This is a genomic window from Pseudoalteromonas sp. '520P1 No. 423' (genome assembly GCF_001269985.1).
Classification (GTDB): Bacteria; Pseudomonadota; Gammaproteobacteria; order Enterobacterales; family Alteromonadaceae; genus Pseudoalteromonas.
In genome coordinates this window covers 712030-730896 of sequence record NZ_BBZB01000001.1, presented here as the reverse complement: position 1 = coordinate 730896, position 18867 = coordinate 712030, and the positions used below count along the sequence as shown (strand labels likewise).

General features: G+C 34.8%; 19 protein-coding genes and 2 pseudogenes. 9 read left to right on the top strand and 12 right to left on the bottom strand.

Annotated features, from left to right (window positions below):
• Positions 1 to 66 precede the first annotated feature (66 nt).
• From PSA_RS03390 to PSA_RS03380, 3 genes are all read left to right on the top strand, one after another.
• Positions 67 to 807 (top strand): AraC family transcriptional regulator, encoded by a 741-nt coding sequence (locus PSA_RS03390; RefSeq protein WP_042150256.1) that lies wholly within the window; start codon positions 67 to 69, stop codon positions 805 to 807.
• A gap of 133 nt (positions 808 to 940) precedes the next feature.
• Positions 941 to 1786 carry a class I SAM-dependent methyltransferase gene (locus PSA_RS03385; RefSeq protein ID WP_042150259.1) on the top strand — a complete coding sequence of 282 codons (846 nt, stop codon included), beginning with the start codon at positions 941 to 943 and terminating at the stop codon, positions 1784 to 1786.
• A gap of 262 nt (positions 1787 to 2048) precedes the next feature.
• The gene (locus PSA_RS03380; RefSeq protein ID WP_052380178.1) at positions 2049 to 3215 is read left to right on the top strand and encodes a serine hydrolase; all 1167 of its coding nucleotides are present in this window, start codon (positions 2049 to 2051) and stop codon (positions 3213 to 3215) included.
• A gap of 321 nt (positions 3216 to 3536) precedes the next feature.
• Here the strand turns inward: PSA_RS03380 and PSA_RS03375 are convergent, their stop codons facing one another.
• Both PSA_RS03375 and PSA_RS03370 read right to left on the bottom strand, forming a co-directional pair.
• On the bottom strand, positions 3537 to 4028 hold the full coding sequence (locus tag PSA_RS03375; protein WP_042150261.1) for a 2TM domain-containing protein: 492 nt from the start codon (positions 4026 to 4028) through the stop codon (positions 3537 to 3539).
• Positions 4029 to 4209: 181 nt separating this feature from the next.
• Entirely contained in the window at positions 4210 to 5280 is a 1071-nt protein-coding gene (locus PSA_RS03370; protein ID WP_127924206.1) for a polysaccharide deacetylase family protein, read from the bottom strand.
• Here PSA_RS03370 and dinF point away from each other — a divergent pair.
• Positions 5260 to 6618, top strand: coding sequence for an MATE family efflux transporter DinF (dinF, locus tag PSA_RS03365; protein ID WP_082305612.1), 1359 nt, complete (start codon positions 5260 to 5262; stop codon positions 6616 to 6618). The genes PSA_RS03370 and dinF overlap by 21 nt on opposite strands.
• Here dinF and PSA_RS03360 read toward each other — a convergent pair.
• Both PSA_RS03360 and nfuA read right to left on the bottom strand, forming a co-directional pair.
• Positions 6615 to 6878, bottom strand: a complete 264-nt coding sequence (locus PSA_RS03360) for a hypothetical protein (RefSeq protein WP_042150266.1) — start codon at positions 6876 to 6878, stop codon at positions 6615 to 6617. The two genes, dinF and PSA_RS03360, sit on opposite strands and share 4 nt — an antisense overlap.
• Positions 6879 to 7052: 174 nt before the next feature.
• On the bottom strand, positions 7053 to 7625 hold the full coding sequence (gene nfuA / locus PSA_RS03355) for a Fe-S biogenesis protein NfuA (protein WP_042150269.1): 573 nt from the start codon (positions 7623 to 7625) through the stop codon (positions 7053 to 7055).
• Positions 7626 to 7773: 148 nt separating this feature from the next.
• On the opposite strand from nfuA, the gene PSA_RS03350 reads away from it, so the two are divergent.
• Complete coding sequence (locus PSA_RS03350; RefSeq protein WP_042150272.1) at positions 7774 to 10329, top strand: M14 metallopeptidase family protein; 2556 nt, start codon at positions 7774 to 7776, stop codon at positions 10327 to 10329.
• Positions 10330 to 10494: 165 nt separating this feature from the next.
• Positions 10495 to 10932, top strand: a complete 438-nt coding sequence (locus PSA_RS03345; protein WP_042150273.1) for a hypothetical protein — start codon at positions 10495 to 10497, stop codon at positions 10930 to 10932.
• Positions 10933 to 10950: 18 nt separating this feature from the next.
• On the opposite strand, the gene PSA_RS03340 is transcribed toward PSA_RS03345, so the two are convergent.
• Positions 10951 to 11673 carry a ComF family protein gene (locus PSA_RS03340; RefSeq protein ID WP_052380179.1) on the bottom strand — a complete coding sequence of 241 codons (723 nt, stop codon included), beginning with the start codon at positions 11671 to 11673 and terminating at the stop codon, positions 10951 to 10953.
• Positions 11674 to 11730: 57 nt separating this feature from the next.
• Between PSA_RS03340 and bioH the strand changes: the two genes are divergently transcribed.
• From bioH to PSA_RS03325, 3 genes are all read left to right on the top strand, one after another.
• Positions 11731 to 12468, top strand: coding sequence for a pimeloyl-ACP methyl ester esterase BioH (bioH, locus tag PSA_RS03335; RefSeq protein ID WP_042150276.1), 738 nt, complete (start codon positions 11731 to 11733; stop codon positions 12466 to 12468).
• 117 nt (positions 12469 to 12585) lie between these two features.
• A complete protein-coding gene (locus PSA_RS03330; RefSeq protein WP_042150280.1) occupies positions 12586 to 12897 on the top strand; it encodes a hypothetical protein in 312 nt (103 codons plus the stop codon).
• 9 nt (positions 12898 to 12906) lie between these two features.
• A complete protein-coding gene (locus tag PSA_RS03325) occupies positions 12907 to 13785 on the top strand; it encodes a putative metalloprotease CJM1_0395 family protein (protein WP_042150282.1) in 879 nt (292 codons plus the stop codon).
• Positions 13786 to 13975: 190 nt separating this feature from the next.
• Here the strand turns inward: PSA_RS03325 and PSA_RS03320 are convergent, their stop codons facing one another.
• The 7 genes and pseudogenes from PSA_RS03320 to PSA_RS03300 all read right to left on the bottom strand — a co-directional run bounded on the left by PSA_RS03320 (position 13976) and on the right by PSA_RS03300 (position 18853).
• On the bottom strand, positions 13976 to 14596 hold the full coding sequence (locus PSA_RS03320; protein ID WP_042150284.1) for a dUTP diphosphatase: 621 nt from the start codon (positions 14594 to 14596) through the stop codon (positions 13976 to 13978).
• 129 nt (positions 14597 to 14725) lie between these two features.
• Positions 14726 to 15220 (bottom strand): hypothetical protein, encoded by a 495-nt coding sequence (locus PSA_RS03315; RefSeq protein ID WP_042150287.1) that lies wholly within the window; start codon positions 15218 to 15220, stop codon positions 14726 to 14728.
• 138 nt (positions 15221 to 15358) lie between these two features.
• On the bottom strand, positions 15359 to 15820 hold the full coding sequence (locus PSA_RS27030; protein WP_269432762.1) for a fatty acid cis/trans isomerase: 462 nt from the start codon (positions 15818 to 15820) through the stop codon (positions 15359 to 15361).
• 26 nt (positions 15821 to 15846) lie between these two features.
• A pseudogene (locus PSA_RS26765) lies at positions 15847 to 16778 on the bottom strand (fatty acid cis/trans isomerase).
• A gap of 46 nt (positions 16779 to 16824) precedes the next feature.
• Positions 16825 to 17397: pseudogene (locus PSA_RS26760) on the bottom strand (fatty acid cis/trans isomerase).
• A 183-nt stretch (positions 17398 to 17580) separates the two neighbouring features.
• Positions 17581 to 17943 (bottom strand): hypothetical protein, encoded by a 363-nt coding sequence (locus PSA_RS03305; RefSeq protein WP_042150290.1) that lies wholly within the window; start codon positions 17941 to 17943, stop codon positions 17581 to 17583.
• A gap of 115 nt (positions 17944 to 18058) precedes the next feature.
• Positions 18059 to 18853, bottom strand: coding sequence for a VOC family protein (locus PSA_RS03300; RefSeq protein ID WP_042150294.1), 795 nt, complete (start codon positions 18851 to 18853; stop codon positions 18059 to 18061).
• Positions 18854 to 18867 lie beyond the last annotated feature (14 nt).

The window sequence follows — 18867 nt, the reverse complement described above, 5'->3', positions numbered from 1 at the left end:
TTTTCAATGCAACAAAATCGGCGTTTGATTATTTATTAACAAACCCTATTTAGAAAGAGGTTGGTCATGAGTATTAAAAAAGATAACAAGTTTCTTCACCAAGTTGCCATAGAGCAAGTTATCAATATGTTTGATTTATTACCTGGAGTATTGTTTTGGATTAAAGATGAAAATCATCACTTCATTCATGCTAATCAAGCCTTTATAGAGCACCAAGAAGTAAAAAGGTTGTCTCAGATTGTAGGTAAAAGTGACTTTGATTTTTCACCCGCCCATGTAGCCAAACAATTTATGCGCGATGATGACAAAATCATTTCAGGGCAAATCGTGACCGATAGGTTAGAAGTAAATATGACACAGACAGGCGATACAGCTTGGTATGTCACGTCAAAAAGACCACTATTGAGTAAAACAGGTGACATCATAGGTTCTTATGGCATTACACGACATTTGCAAAAACAAGCTATGGCGCTATCTGGCTTTGAAGCAATAAAAGCGCCTGTTGATTATATTCGAGCGCATTACCCTAATCAGTTTTCTATTGAGCAGCTTGCCAATGTTGCGCATTTATCAATTAGTGCATTAGAGCGACGCTTTAAAAAGTATTTAAGTAAAACGCCAAAACAGTTTATAAACGAAGTTCGTCTTGAAAACGCACGCCGCTTATTAATAGAAAGCAATATGCCCATCTCTCAAGTAGGTGATAAAGTCGGTTTTACCGATCACAGTTACTTTAGTAAACAGTTTCGACTGTTATTTGGCGAGTTGCCCTCAGAGTTTAGAAAAAACCACCACAAGCCAATATAAAACACTTTCACAAAAACATATGTATTTGAGCTAACCTTTAACGAATAGAGTCAGGCAAAACACAAGACCTGACTTGGATTATATTGTACAATCGTCGCCCTAATTATTTATTAAACTACGCTGCAGTCGCCCTATGAAAAGAACTTTTACCAAGCATTGGAATGATTACGAACTTATTGATGCTGGCAACCAAAAAAAGCTAGAACGCTGGGGTGACATTATCACCATTCGTCCTGATATGAATGCTTATTTTAAAGCAGTATTAAGTGAAAAAGAATGGTTAGATAGCGCACACTTTGAGTTTGTAGAAAGTTCAAAAAGCGCTGGAACTTGGAAAGCCTTAAAAGCAGATGCACCTACTAAGTGGGCGATTCAATTTAAGCAGCTAACACTTAATATAGAGCTGACTAAATTCAAGCACGTAGGTATATTCCCAGAACAAAGAGTTAACTGGGATTTCATCGCAGATAACTTAAATGATGGCGATCGTTTCTTAAATTTATTTGCTTATACTGGTGCAGCCTCAATTGCTGCCCGTTCTAAAGGCGCTGATGTTTTTCACTGTGATTCTGTAAAGCAGGTGATCTCTTGGGGCAATGAGAATATGCAGTCATCAGGTTTATCTGATATTCATTGGATACATGAAGATGCACTTAAATTTGCACAACGTGAAATTAAACGCGGTAAGAAATATAACGGTATCGTAATGGATCCACCAGCGTTTGGCATAGGCGCTAAAAAAGAGCGTTGGAAAATAGAAAATAAATTTCCTGAACTATTAGCTGCTGCTTTAGAGCTAAAAGAACCAGGCGGCTTTATTGTGATCAATACTTACTCACCTAGATTAGACGAAGAAAAAATTCGTAAAGCCACTAAAGCGCTTGTTGCCAATGAACAAGTAGAAGTAACCACCTTAAGCATGAAAACCACAACAGGTAAGATTTTAGAATATGGTTTAAGAACGATAATTTCAGGTTAGTATGTGCTTACACCTAAACTTTAGTTACCCATGTTAGAAGCGACAATTATCAATTCTTAAAATTGACGTAATTGCTTAATAAATTACGTCAGTCAAGAACCTATTGCAGTCGTTACTTAAGAGCCTAATCATCCATGATAAATATCACTTAGGTACGAAGCTGAATTTCATTAATTTTTTTAAGACTTTTCTATTTAATTGACAAGCAAAATAAAGGTTTTATAGTCGGTTAGCGTTTAACAAACAGCAAAAGGAATATTGAGTGAAAATAATTACATTGTGCATTTTTTTTGGATTACTTCTAGTGAATTCGAATGCGACTTCATCTTCACTCACAAAGGGAAATATACAAGCAACTGAAAAAAGTGAACAACAGAGGTTAGCAGAATTTGATCAATGGATTGATAGCCTATATGTGGAAAAAGAAATCAGTGGAACCTTTCTTTATGCTCGTAATGGCAAAGTACTATATAGCAAAGCTGTTGGTAAACTTCATCCACATAAAAACACACCAATAACAATCGATTCATCTTTCAATCTTGCCTCAGTCTCAAAGCAATTTACAGCCTTTGGGATCATGCTACTCAAATATCAAGGTAAATTAAAATATGACGACAATGTGCAAAATATTTTAAAAGAATTTCCTTATCCAAATATTACTGTACGTCAGTTACTTAATCACACATCTGGATTAATAGATTATGAAGAACTGTCCGATATTTATTGGGATAAGCAAGCTTTTACAAATCAAGATATGCTGAATTTGTTCAGTATTCATAAGCCTAAATTGGATTTCGCTCCTAATACTAAATTTGAATACAGTAATACTGGATATGTCATACTTGCCGCCATTATAGAAAGATTATCTAATCAGTCATTGGAAGATTTTTCATATCAGAATATTTTTCAACCACTTAATATGTCAAATACCCGCGTCTTTACCATTTTGTCTAAACAAACAGAGTTTCCGTCTAGAGTTTTTGGCCAAGATAAGGGAGAACTACTTGATTTGTATAAAATTGAAGGTGTGACAGGTGATGGTTCTGTTTATTCCACTGTTGGCGACCTTTTGAAATGGCATAGGGCACTACTGAATAATACATTGCTACCAGAATCAGAAAAACAAGAAGCATTAAGGCATTCCTCGCTGGTTGACGGCTCAACCTATAATTATAATTTTGGTTGGATTGTTGATAGTAAATCGCCTCATAAAATGACTCATGATGGTAGTTGGGTTGGGTTTAGAACTTTTTTGACTCGAAATGATAAAGATGACGAAATATTAGTATTTCTGACAAACAATCTTTATGGGGTTCAATTTCAAGAACTTCTTAAGAGATTTTTTTCATCAGTTGATGCAGATATTGTTTACGCAACAGGTGATTTTACTCTTTGTGGAAAGAACTCAACTTCCTCAAAATGCAATTAAGGAGACGGATGTTGAGGTTCGTTTTAACTTGAACATTTACATATATGCAATATTTTCTAGTATGAAAATTTATACGGTAGCGATGGAACAAATGTAGATTGATCTAAAGTTCCTATCAAAATACTTTAAATAATGTCAGTTTTGTCGAAAAAGCAACTCTTTTGTTTATTCATCGATTTAAATAAAAAAGTGCACTTTGATCAATTTATATAAATCGTTATTTTGAAATTTGTAAAATCAGTTACTGGCTAATTAATCTTAAAAATAAAAAGCGCTCACAGTAATGTCAGCGATTTTTAAAAATAAACAACATAAACTTAATTAAAGTTTTCGCTTCAGTCTTTTTTCAACTTGCTTTCTTTCCCAATCTGCACCAAATAAACTAAACACTTCAAATACACTCAATCCGTGTGAGATCACACCTATGCCCCAACCGAGCGCAGCCCACCAAGCCCAAATATACTCTGGACTTATAAAGTAGTTTAAAATGAATAAACCACCTACAACTAAAACATAATTAATTAAATGGGAATAAAATCCTTTTATGTCTCTTACATGCTCTAGGACTTTCTTTTCTTCTTCAGTCATTTTTGATTCAGTATTACTTTCAGTATTTATATTCGTATTCATTTCCATCTCCTGCTGTAATTGAGTTAATTGGATTTCAAAAACAGCAGCTAAAGATTTTAATGATTCAAGACCCGCTTTTTGGCCTCTTTCGATTCGTTGAATGGTTCTAATATTTAACCCACTCAATTGTGCTAGTTGCTCTTGAGACCATGCACGTTGCAGCCTGAGTTTTCGAACGATCATTTATATATCCTTTTCTGTTGTTCGAAATGAATTATCAAACAAAGTTAACTAATATTGGTACGACTTTTATCTGACATTAATATGACAGTAACTAAAAATCAATACGTTACATTAAAACCTGACATACATAAAAATAATGCGATACTAATTTATTTAATGTTCGATACTAAAAAAGGTTTATTTATTTCACTACCCAAGGTTGTGAAAACCAATAAAAATGTCCTTTTTTACTGATTGATGGTGCAGTACAGTTATATCTTGAACGCCCTTTCCCTAATGGTTTTTTAGGACTTATTTCAACACTTTTAACATTATTAGGTAAACCTGATTCAGCAGCTTTGTTATCCAACCATTTGATAGTCGCTTTGCCTTGACCTGATACATAACAGGCAAATTGTGATTTATAAAAATCTTCGACGACTACCTGCATAATTAAACTTGGCTGGTTTTTAACTGTAACTGATTCACTATTTGTCAGCCCTGTAATACTAAAAGGTAAAGATTTTAATTTGGTTTTTAATGTTTTTAAATTTGCGTAAATACCTGAAGCTGGAAAACGCGGTAAACGACTAAAGTCACTATCAATACCCACAGCACCTGAGTGCTGGCCTATACCAATAAAATGTAACTCCTTAATGACATTTTGTAGTTCATGATTAAACTCACCATAAGGATAAGCTAAATAGTGATAATTATGACCCGTTTCTTGTTTAATGCGCTCTTCGGACTGTATTAAGTCCTTTTTAATACGGTCTTGCCATTGTATTAATGTTTCATTTTCAAGCTTTTGATGCAGGTATAAATGCTCAGCACTGTGATTTGCGATTGTGGCGCCTTTTTTAGTCAATTCGCGAATTTGCTGCCATGTCATTACATAAGATTTCTTTTCATCTATCATTTTTGGGTTTACAAAAATGGTGTATGGAAAATTAAACTTTTCAAGAATTGGTGCAGCGGTGGTATAGTTGTTTTTGTAACCATCATCAAAAGTAATTGCAACCGTATTATCAGCTAAGGTTTCACCTTTTTTTAGCTGAGATAACATATCTGGTAAGGAAATCACATTAAAGTTGTGTTGCTTTAGGTGTGTCATATGCGCTTCAAAATCAGCTGGGCTGATAGAAGTCACTGCAGGCATAGTCTCGCTGACATGATGATATTGTAAAATCACACTCGCCATAGCGTTATTTGATAAAAAACACAGCGGTAGTAATAAGGTTAGTCTTAATACATGTTTAAATTTGTGCAACATTTTCATAAAAACCTATTTAGTAAAAGTAATTTAACCTATCATAAAAGCTTACTGCTTTTAGCTTGGCCTATGATTTTATCAAATATTACAGTGCCTTTGTTAGGTTTAGTTGATACAGCTGTGATTGGGCACTTAGATAATTCATTTTATCTTGCAGGTGTCGCTATTGGCTCTATGGTGATCAGTTTGATATTTTGGTTATCTGGCTTTTTACGTATGAGTACAACTGGGTTAGCTGCTCATGCTTTTGGCGCACAAGATAAACTTGAGCAAATGGCGGTATTAAAAAAAGGGCTAATCTTATCTTTTGGCTTTTCTATTTTTTTATTATGTTTACAGCCACCCATAACCTATATATTACAAAATCATATCACAGCCTCTAATGAAGCATTAGAACAAGCACAAATCTACTTTTCAATCCGTATATTGAGCGCTCCCGCAGCACTGGCTAACTTAGTATTATTAGGTTGGATGTTAGGCATGCAATACGCCAAAGGGCCATTTTATTTACTCTTGGTAGCAAATATTACAAATATCGTTCTAGATGTGATTTTAGTTGTTTGGCTCGACTTTGCTGTAGCCGGAGCAGCTTGGGCATCTGTTGCTTCTGATTATATATCGCTTATTTTTGGCTTAATGATAGTAACCAAACTACTTAACAAACATAGTTTATCTTGGTCAAAAACATTTATTCAACCTTTAACTAATATACAAGAAACGCTCAGTTTAAATCGCGATATATTTATTCGTTCATTGTTTTTACAAATCTGTTTTGCCTTTATCACGTATTACGGTGGTCGTTTAGGCGACAATGTTTTAGCCGCCAATGCCATTTTGTTAAACTTTTTATTACTGGTAAGTTTTGCATTAGATGGCGTAGCTTATGCGGTAGAGGCCAAAGTTGGCGAAGCCAAAGGCCAACAAAACCTTAGACAATTAAAACTTTGGGTTAATATCAGTTTATTTTGGGGCGTATTATTTAGCATTTTATATAGTTTAGGGTTTGCTGTATTTGGTGATGAACTTATCGCTTTATTAACTGATATCCCAGAAGTCATAGCAACAGCACAAAATTATGTCATCTGGTCTGTATTACTGCCTATGATAGCGGTATTTTGTTTTATATTTGATGGTATATTTATCGGGTTAACACGGGCTAAAGATATGCGAAATGCCATGATAGTTTCGAGTATATTTGGCTTTTTTGGGGTGTTTTTACTATTAGAATCGTGGGGTAATCATGCTTTATGGGCAGCAATGAGCAGCTTTATGTTATTGAGAGGATTAACCTTAATCAAAAGGTATCACGATTTAAAACGTACTGGGCAACTCATTTAAAAAAGGTCTTTATTGAGTTTTTCACGATCTTTTAATATTTGTGAAAAGCGATTAGCAAATATGCCTAAATAGCCATACATGGCAAAATATAAAGCGATAGGTAATAAAACTAAACCAGGAAGTTGTAATAAAGCAAAGTGCAAATAACCAAATATAATTAGCCCTGCACTGATGGCAAATAACACTATGCCAATAAAAAATCGCCTTAAACTCAACTTAGGGGTTGAGCCGAGGCGATATATTGTATTTTTAAATTTCATTTTGGCTAATCAATTTAACTCTAAATAAAAAATAAAACTCAAGCTAAATTAATATTAGATTCCCGATAAAACACCTTGGGAATGACAATATATTTAACAGAAAGTAACTTAAGCTAATTCAATCTCTAACAAATAAGTTACCACGTAGTGGTTTTATAGAAATGCGTAGCAGATCTAGTAATAAGAATGCTCACCAGGATTATGGTCTGTTGCATCTTTAACACCTTTAATTTGTGGGAATTTAGCTAGCATTTCTTTTTCGATGCCTTCTTTTAAAGTAACATCAATCATAGAACAACCGTTACAACCACCACCAAACTGTAAAATAGCGATATCATCAGCAATTTCAACTAGGCTTACTTGGCCGCCGTGACTTGCTAGCTGTGGATTTACTTCAGTATCGATCATATGCTGAATTTGTGCTTCTAGCGATGCATCATCACCTAACTTTTTAGCTTTTGCATTTGGTGCTTTTAAAGTTAATTGAGAACCCATTTTATCAGTTACAAAGTCTATTTCAGCTTCGCCTAAAAACGGTGCGCTTTCAGCATCAACAACGGCATCAAAACCATTAAATTCAAGGTGAATATCTGTATCTTCAACCGCATCTTCAGGGCAGTAAGAAACGCCACACTCAGCTTGCGCCGTACCTGGGTTTACTACGAATACGCGGATTTTTGTATTTTCAGCCTGATCGGCTAATAATTTTGCAAAGTGACTTTGCGCTGTTTCTGAAATATTGATCATAAGACGGTATACTTGACTAAATTACTAGGTTACTGCATATCATACTCCGCTCGTCTTATTGTCGCTAGTACCTGTCGAAAAAATTTGGCTTTATTATTGTGCAATGTTAATTTTAAGTTATCAGTCACCTTACCTAGAATAAATAACTATGCGCTTGTTTCGTTTTGTTTTATTAATATTTTTTAGTCCACTCGTCTTGGCCAAACCTCTTAATTTTTATTTTGACTCGGATGTTAAATTCGACACAAATATTCCCACGCCAAAAGAAGTGTTAGGTTATGAAGTAGGTGATTGGCATGTTCGTCACGATCAATTAGTACGTTATATGCAGGTATTAGCTGAAAAAAGTGACCGTATTAACATTGAAACAATTGGTTATAGCCATGAGCAACGTCCGCTTTTAATGCTTACAGTAGCAACACCTGAAAAATTAAAAAATATTGATACGATTCAAGCTAAACATATTGCTCGCTTATCTGATGGTGAAGTTAAAACTAATGAAGATGACCCTGCTGTTGTATGGATGGGTTACAGCGTTCACGGCAATGAGTCTTCAGGTAGTAACGCTTCTTTATTAGTTGCTTATTACTTAGCAGCAGCGCAAGGCGAAAAGATTGAAACATTATTAAATAATACTGTTATTTTAATTGACCCTTCTTTAAATCCAGATGGTTTATCGCGTTTTGCACAGTGGGCAAATATGCATAAAGGTCAAAACTTATCAAGCGATCCAAGCCATAGAGAGCATGTTGAAGCTTGGCCTAGTGGTCGTACAAATCACTACTGGTTTGATTTAAATCGTGACTGGCTTTTATTACAACACCCAGAATCGCGCGCTCGTGTTGCTAAATTCCACCAGTGGAAACCAAATGTATTAACTGACTTCCATGAAATGGGCCCGCATAGTACTTATTTTTTCCAGCCTGGGATCCCTAGTCGTAAGCACCCACTTACCCCTGATCGTAATGTAACATTAACGAAAGATATTGCTGTATTCCACGCTAAAGCATTAGATAAGCAAAACCAGTTATACTTTACTGAAGAAAGCTTTGATGACTTTTATTATGGTAAAGGCTCTACTTACCCAGACGCTAACGGCACTATCGGTATTTTATTTGAACAAGCGAGTTCTCGTGGTCATCAACAAGAAACAATCAATGGTTTATTAGAGTTCCCTACAACCATTAAAAATCAACTTACAACTTCTTTATCTACTTTTGATGCGGCAGTAGCAGGCAGAAACAACCTATTAGACTATCAAGATAATTTTTATAATGAAGCATCTGAACTTGCTGGTAATGATAAATTAAATGGTTATTTGGTATCTGAGCCGAACGATAAAACACGTTTAAATAAGTTTTTAAACTTACTTAAACAACATCAAATCAATGCTTATAAAATTGATAAAGACTTAAAAATTGCCAATAAAACATATAGCGAAAAAAACAGTTATTACATTCCTTTAGATCAAGCGCAATACCGTTTAATAAAAGCAATATTTAGCGAACAAAAAAACTTCGAAGATAATACTTTTTACGATGTATCAGGCTGGACAATTGCTCACGCCTTTAATATTGAATTTGCTAACTTAACAAGCAAGTGGGGTTTAAAACACTCAGATACTGCTTGGACTAAACCACAACCTAAATCACTTGATAAATTAACAAATAACTATGCTTACGCTTTTTCTTGGGATGATTACGCAGCACCTAAAATGCTAAATACTTTATTAAAAAAAGGTATAAAAGCACGTGTTGCTTTAGGTGATTTATCTGCAGTGACTTCAAAAGGTAAACATGCTCTTTCAGCTGGTTCCATAATATTACCTACAGGATTACAAACTGTAGATAATTTCACAGAGATCTTATCGCAAGCACAAACTGAATTTAATATCCCTATTATTGGTATTCAATCAGGTTTAACACCTACAGGTGTTGATTTAGGTTCACGTAAACTAGCTCCAGTTAATTTGCCTAAAGTTTTATTAATTGGTGGTAAAGGCACTAGCCAATATGAAGTTGGTGAAACTTGGTATTATTTAGATCAATATGTAGGCATTGCACCAACAGTGATTGATGTCGATAGATTAGCGCGCATTGATTTTAATAAATATACCCATGTAATTATGGCTAATGGTAGTTACTCTGGTTTTACTGATGCAGCTAAAGTGAAAATGAAACGCTGGATCAAAGAAGGCGGTGTAATTTGGGGTCATAAGGGTGGTGCTAAATTTTTAGTTGATAATAAGATTCTAAAAGCTAATTATATTTCACCAAAAGATATGGCTGAAACTTTTGATACAAAAGCACTGACTTATGCAGATAAAGATAGCTTAGCAGGTAAGCAACGTATTGCAGGTGCGATTTATAAAACGCAAATCGATTTATCTCACCCGTTAACTTATTCAATTCCACGTGAAGATTTACCGGTATTTAAAAACAGCACATTTTTATTAGAGCCTGTAGATGTACCATTTGTAAATATTGCTATTTACGATAAGAACCCATTAATGGCAGGATTTAGTCACGATAATAATATTAAACAAATTTCAGGTGCTGCAGCATTAATGGCCCACTCTTATGGCCGTGGCCGTGTAGTTGGTATGACAGATAACCCTGTATTTAGAGGTTATTGGTACGGTACCAGTCGCATATTAAGCAACGCTTTATTTTTTGGTAAAACATTTAGTGCAAGAGCTGAATAATAACTAAAATAGCTAATCTAAAATTTATAGGGCATGATAGTTTTATGCCCTTTTTTATTCTTGGATATTTTATTTGTAAATTTATAAATAAATTCCCTATTCTAGTTGATTTCAAATAAAATAAATAAAAAGTACCATGTAGGTACAATTTAAGGATGAATATCAATGAAATACCTAGCTATATTATTAACAGCTTTTATATTAACCGCTTGTTCAACGACATCTAAATACCCACATTATTCAGTATCTGATGCTGCTCAAACCTCAATAAAAAGTCAAAATGGCTTACGTAGTACGCTTAACTTTAAAGTAGAGGGCATAGGACATTTAAAGGGTAATAAAGAGTGGTACCTCAACGCATTACACAATTATAAATTACCAAGCAATGTCACTGTTGTTATAAAAGAAAAACTTGCACCTCAATTGAGCGACAAATTTAATATTAAATCACTGAATGAACTTAAAAATAAAGAAATCGAAGTATACGGTTTAGTAAAAAGAGAAAAAATTTACTTATATAAAAAAGGGTTAAGCACTGGTAAGTTTTATTACCAAAACCATATACAACTGACTGATATCGAACAAATTAAATTACTAAATTAATAAGCTGATATAACCACTCTACTTTTCCAAAGGTGTTAAACAGGTTGCCCAAGCCGATACATGTTTAGCACCTGCAGCTTTTAAACAGCTTGATACTTCATTAATCGTGGTACCTGTGGTGATCACATCATCAATTACCGCGACAACTTTACCTTTCACATTACCCGTTACAGTAAAGGCTGAATTGATATTTTTACGCCTTTGCTTAGCATTTAAGTTGGTTTGCGCTTTGGTGTATTTTTCACGTATTAACACCTTTTCTTGCAGCAATGATTGATTGAAATTAGGTAAAGTAAGCAATGCATCTCGCCAAACTTGCTCTACTTGATTAAAACCTCGCGCATGATAGCGCCTGTGGTGTAACGGCATGATTATTATCATATCGGGCCAAATCCAATGCGCATGTTCTTGAGCGACTATTAGTTGATGTTGAATGATTTGAATTAAGACATGACGGTAATAAATTTTATTATGAAACTTAAATTTACTCAGCCAAATAGAATTTGGCTCTTGGTACCACAATACTGCAAATAAACTATCAAACTTCACTTTTTTAAAGAGTCGTTTAACATCAGGTCTCAGCAATAAATTAGGCTCTGTTATTGGCAAGGCAAGCTTAGGTAAATCCTGTAAACACACTTTACATAACTTAGGCTGATCTTTAATTGTACTACTGCACATTAAGCAAGAATGGGTATATAACAAGTCTTCAATATATTTTATAAACCAGAATAAAGTCACTCCTTGGCCCTTATGTTATTATCTTGTCTAATTTAGTGTGGTTAAGGTTTATTGAATATGCAAAACGAATGTGTTTTTTTACACGGCTGGGGAATGAATAAAAATGTATGGCAGCTATTAATTCCAGAGCTTGAATCTGAAATATCTATGCCGATAAAAACATTAGATTTACCTGGATTTGGAGATGACCAAGCTTGTCCAGCACCTTATAATTTAGCTAATGTCGCAAATGAACTTGCTGAAAAGTTATCAGATAATAGTACGCTTGTTGGTTGGTCTCTTGGTGGACTTATCTCACTTTATATTGCTAAACACCACCCCAAAAAAGTCGCTAAAGTAATTTTAGTTGCCTCAACACCCTATTTTACAGAACAAGATACTTGGTCAGGTATTAAGCCAGATGTACTTAAGGCCTTTATGTCACAACTGAGTGCTAATACCAATAAAACCATAGATAGATTTCTGGCGATACAAGCTATGGGCAGTGATTCAGCCAAACAAGATATCAAACAACTTAAACAATTTATAAAAAGCGCTCCTGAACCACAAGAAGTAGCCCTAAGTACTGGCCTCGACTTTTTATTAAACGAAGATTTACGTACATTATTTTCTGAGTTGACGATACCTATGCACGGTATCTTTGGTGCTTTAGATGCATTAGTCCCCGCTAAAGCAGTTGCTAAAATTCAAGCTTTAAACTCTAATTTTAATGCCCATGTAATCAATAAAGCATCTCATGCACCTTTTATTTCTCATAAATCAGAATTCATAAAAGAGCTTAAAGAAATGCTTTAAAATTAGTGGATTAAAGCAAGCTAAAAAATAGTATTTAGTTATTTTGACCTGTTACTTTATTTCGCGCGTTTTTTGAGCGATAATTAGGTTAGAAAGATCGTTTATAGGAGTTATTTTATGATTAGCCCCGCTTTAAATTCCGGTGTTCAAGGGTTTCAAAGAGCAAATGCAGAAATTTCTGAATCATCCAGAAATATCAACCGTGCTGCTCAAGAGCAACAAGCACAGCAAAATAACCAAATAGATCGAAATCAAAATCTTGAAGCTGCGCGTACTGATGAAGCAATAACACAACCAGCTCAGCCTCCTGCTAAAATTGATGAAGAATTAGTTAATTTAAAAGTTGAGCAATTTAATGCGCAAGCAAATGTAAGCACAATTCAAACTGCCGATGAAGTATTAGGTACTTTAATTGATGTAAGAGTTTAAAGTTCGCTTATGAATATTGTTACGACGCCTCCTCCAGTTAATCTAAATACAGCCAATGTACATACTGAGACTGCGCATCGTGACAATCAAAAAAGAGAACTTATACAAGAAACAGTAAAACCGCAAGCCTCTCCTGCCGAGTCTAAATTGGCAGGTGATTCAGATAAAGCCAAATTACCGGGTCAATCCGTTAGTGAAAATCAAGAAGTGTTATTCAGTGAAGAGGCTACGAATAAAAGAATAGAAGAAGAGAAAGAAAACGAATCTAAAAAAGAAGAGGAAAAAAATCAACAACAGGAAGAGCAAAAAGAAAAACAGCAAGATAAAAAGCAAGAAGTTGAAAAACTTGAATTACAACAAATAAAAGAACTTAAAGCGCGAGATACTGAAGTTCGTAACCATGAGAATGCCCATGCAGCTGTTGGCGGACAATACGCAGGCTCACCGAGCTATGAATACCAACGAGGTCCCGATGGCGCTAATTATGCTGTTGGTGGTGAAGTACCTATTGATATCTCAGTTATCCCAAATGATCCTCAAGCTACTATAAATAAAATGCAGCAAGTGCAAGCTGCAGCCCTTGCTCCCGCAGAGCCATCAAGTGCTGATCGCGCTATCGCAGCTGATGCCACTCAAAAAATTTCTGTAGCGCAAGCTGAGCTAACTAAAGAAAACGCTAAGCTAGACAAAAAAAGTGATGCCACTGAAGATGAAAGATTAAAATCAGATGAAAAATCATTAAAAGAAAATAATGAAGAACCGCAAAAAAAAGAGAGTTTATTATCTCAAAGGGATACATCAATAAACGAAAGAGCTGAACGCATCGCTAACTTTTACCACGCAGCCACCTCACCTTTTACAGCACAAAAATTTGCCCAACAAATATAGTCAAAATAAGTCTAATACCTCACATATTTATAAATATCTTTAGTGTCTTTTTTAAAATATGAGGTAAGGTTCTAGGTTCTAGGTTCTAGGTTCTAGGTTCTAGGTTCTAGGTTCTAGGTTCTAAAAGTAAAAAACCAACACACTCAAATCAAGTTATGTTGGTTATTTTTAATAGCTGATCCTACAGGTTTTAAGCTGGGTATCTAGCTTCTAAACCTTGGTATACTAATTTTGAGAAATCAGGATGTTCAGTATCTAGTGACTTAACCACTTCTACTAAATGTTCGTTATCTTCTTGGCCATTCCACACTTTAATGTAGCTACCATCTTTATAACCATGATCTTGTCTAAAGAAATTAAGCGTATTTTTACCTACATAACCTCTAAATAAATCATTTAAATCCATGCCAATTTGTTGCATACAACCAGCAAAAGCAGCAGCATCAAACTCTTTATTGGCTACAGCAGCAGCGGCTAATAACTCTAAAGTTTGCTTGAAGTCATCTGCAAGTTTAGGTTCAGACATTTCAGCTAGTATTGAATTAGCTAAATCTTGATAAGATGTTTTACCATCAATGCGTAATGCTAAACCAAAATGAAAGATATCAACAAGCTCTAAAATTACTTGATCAGTATCTGGAGACTGTTTTTTCCACCACTTCCAACCATAATGATCAAGCATTTCAGCACACTCAACCCAAATAGCACGATTCCATTCAAATCCTTGCTCAAACCATTTTTCATGAATTTTGGTATTCATTGCGTTTTGCATTTCAAGCATAATCGCAATTTTATTCGCATCTACAGACATTCTTAATTCTCTATTTATGGATTTACGAGGGGAATTATAATTTATCTAGCATGATTATGCACCCAGCTAAGGTCAGCTCAATGCATATGATTTTGTCTAATATAATTTGGCAAAATTAAACGCTTTAAGCTACCTTAACTCAAAGTCACATTCATTCACTATCACGTAACGTGACTTAAAGCTTTCACCAGTATTGAATTCAAACCGCATAGAATCTAACTCAAATCTTGGGTGTGGATATTTTTCAATCCAACCCATAGTTGCACTACAAATCTCTTCTAATTTATGCAATCTGAAGCTATCAACAATCACAACCGCTTCTTTATGTTCTAAAAAGCTACGCTCAACATTTTCAGACCAATCAGTATTAGCAAAGTTTTCTTTTAAATAATAAGATAAATCTGAATTATAAAAATCTTCTGATTTTTCAGCCCGTTGTGATTTTGCCTTTTGAGCAAATTGCATCAGTGATTGATCTTTTTTGATCGCTATTTCACGCTCACCAGAACTACATCCTCTTGTTGTATAACGCATTTCACCTGAAGAGCTAATGCATTTACTTACTTGTTTTTCAGCAGATGCAAAACCAGAAATCAACAACAGTACAATTAGAAAGTATTTCATTTTAATTCTCATTTTATCATACACAATTGCAGTTCTAATTCTGCCAAATTATGTACCTAAAGATCAAGTGTTAGCAAATTATTTACAAAAATATAATAAACTAGTATTTCAAATTTACTACACTTTGTAAATTAATACTTACCTATTTTCGAGTCGATTATAATCAAACAGTCCAAATTCAATACCTTTGTATTGCTTTGCGATCTTATGTAATAAATCACTGTAATACCAAAAATCGATATGTGTTCGCCTAATGCCATATGTCGATTTAAGAGCAAAATAATCGTTTTCGCTTTTCATAGCCTGTAACTGCGTTATGAAATCCGCGAGTTGATGCTTTTTCAAATACCAAATCGCACTAGGATAATCTCCCACAAACCCAGGTAGTAGACTTAGCGTATCTTCTTTATAGGCTGTTTGACCTTTTTCATTTAATAGACTTGTGATATTAAAATGCGCATTATGATGCAATGCCGTATAACCTCGATATGTATTATCATCTTCAACCATAATAAACGAGACTTGCGGCAATAAATTTATTGCCTGAGCGGGCATATGTTCAAGCTGCAATAGCCCCATAGAGTCTTGCTGCTGATCCATTTTATATTGCGTATTTAATACAGATTTTATGTTTTTTGTATTTTTTGATACAGCTCTTTTTGTGGATCGTCAGTAAGATATTCAATACCGGTTTCTTGCTCAAATCCTTGTTTATTTCTTTGCAAAAAATTAATTAAACTTAGTGTTGCATCACGATACCAATGTGATTTTATATCTTGTCTACTTTCACTTGGTAAAAGCGCTAAAAAGCTGCCTTCATCTTCGATACGTAAAAAATCCATATATAAACGCGTTAATAACTGACGACCTACATTGCCATAAACATCATAACCTGCCACTAGTAGGTAATGAATGCGCTCAAATAGTGCATAATCTATTATCCAAGCTGTTTTGGTGCTTGACCTACAAAACCCTTTAATACAGTAGCACTATCAAAATGACGGAATATCGTTAAAGCTGCATTATCATTAGTGCCTTTACCATGCCAAAGTAAATCTGTATTTAAATGCTCTCCTTGCTTAAATACTTTATTTGCTAACTTTGCTTTTGCTGTTAAATAATTATCTCGTGACTTTGAGTATTTCAGCCAACTAAAAATGGGCAATGTATTGCTTTGTTCTTGCGCTGGTAGCGCTAAATCATGAGTTTGCTCTGCTAAAAACTGGTTTGCATCTAAAGAACTATTAAGCGTAGGATCTATAAACATCACCCAAAAATGATCGTTTATAACATTGAGTGCTACTTGCCCTCGACAAACTGGACCTTTAATAAAACCCATAATAATCAATTGTGCTTCATCTAACATAAATTGATATTTACTTTTAACGGGTAATGCTGCAAAAGTTTTAAAAGGATTTGATGCCGATTCAATATCATAACTTGGCAATTGAGATATTTTATAATCAGCGGTAATAAATTGTTCAAAAAGCCGAGTTATCTTTTTATCATTTAATGCTAAAGGTAAATGTGTTTTTGAACGTACCAATTTAAAAAATATTGTGTCGTCTACTTTAGGAAAATAGATATGTGCTAAAAACCAATGTTCATAACATATATCTTGAGGCTAATTGATGCTTTAAAGAATCTTGATTTAAAAATGACTCCCATTTATCAACTTCTTGTTGTAAATCTATATTTAGTTTATCAGGCTTCGGCATTTTGCTGCCCGTTTTCAACCAATGCTCAATAGCTTTAAACTCTGTATGGTTAATAGCAGGTAAACCATATGGCATGCCAGATAATGGTTTATTATTTTATACTTGAAGAAATTGATCTATAGGTGCGCATGTTTGAACACGCTCTAACGAAAAATCAAATTCTTTAGGTAAAATATGATTACTTGGCAGAGGAAAGCTTTGTTTTAGCAATAAGGAATTATATAAAACACTGCCTGCTAAATTTGCTTCTTCGGTTTGCATACGCTCATTAAGCACGGGTGAAAAACCTCGCTCTCTCCAGTCTTGCGTATTTTGACCATCTATAAATAATCGGTTTGGTTTTTCAGCTAATAAGCGAGCACCATCATAAACTAGCTGATTTGAAATACCGCGCTCTATCCCTTGTGCTGATGACAGCTTTAATTGACATGGCGCATCATAACATCCGTGGCAAACCACAGATCTTGACTCTAATATCGGTTGAACTGACTGCGAAAAATGTCTACCTTCAACTGAGTCAGGATCAACCCTTCGTTCTTGAATACTCGCTTTACCAAATAAGGTGTCATATTGATGTATACCACATACGTAAAAACCACTTAAAACCTTGATTGTAAATAATAAAACGAGCTTTTTTTCACTTTATTCCTCGCCCTCTACATCCATATCAAAGGTAGGTAAAAAATCCATTTGCGGAGATACAAATGTTTTACCATCAGGGAAAATAACAATCGCAGCAATACTCGGCCCTTGAGTCACTTGCATTTGTGCCACATGCTCATCTCCAAGTAGTTTAAATTCAGCTGGCATATCAATTAATTGATATTGATTAATATAAATAGCAATACTGCTATCGGCTTCTGGCGCTTGGCACATATGAGATACTAGATCTTCATCTAATATTATATCAATTGAGAAATCAGGCTGTTCTGGATCTCTATTCTGTAATGTTTCATCAAGCAAAAATAAAGGTAATGTGAGGTTGGTTCCTAGCGCTAAATCCATAATTAATTCCTAATCAGAAATATCTTTAAAAATAATAATTGGATCATACCAGATTGTGCCACTTCATAATAAAAAAGGCACTCAATTGAGTACCTTTAGAATTTATTTGGAAAAATTATGGGGTTTCGCTCTGTATTATAGAAAATACTGCGCCTTGTGGATCAGTAATAACACTAAAGCGACCCACTCCAGGAACATCTGTTGCTTCAACACAAATATTAGCACCTAGGTTTTTAGCTTTTTCTATATATGCATCGCAATCAGTGACAGCAAAATATATCATCCAATGAGCAGGGATATCTTCAGGCCACTCATCAGTCATTGTCATCATACCAGCAACAGGCTCTTCTTGATCTCTAATGAAAAATAAAGAATAAGCCATTCCTTGCATATCTTGATCTTTAACCTGCCAGTCAAATAAGTCGCAATAAAAGGCCTTACTTTTATTCGCGTTTTTTGTCGCTAATTCATTCCAAACCATAGTACCAGGTTCTTTAAGTTTACGTGCCCTGGGGTGTTCCGCACCTTGCCAAAGCCCAAACATAGCACCACCTGGTTCAACCATTAAACTCATCTTGCCTGCATCACCTAAATTCATAGGCCCGCAAATAACTTCAGCATTGAGCTTTTTTGCTTTTTCAGTCATGAGGTCGACATCATCTACTGCAATGTAATTTAACCAATGGCTCGGCATACCCGACTCTTGCTGTGCCGCCTCCATTTGATACATAGCCCCAATATCTAAGCCATCTTGCTGTAGCATAGTATAAAAAACATTCTCACCTATAGGCTGGTCATCAAATCCCCAATTAAATAACTGAGTATAAAAAGCCTTTCCTTGCTGCCAATTTGTAGTACTGAGCTCCGGCCAACAAAAAGTACCTGGTAAATGAGTATCAAACTTTGCCATTATTACTTTTCCTT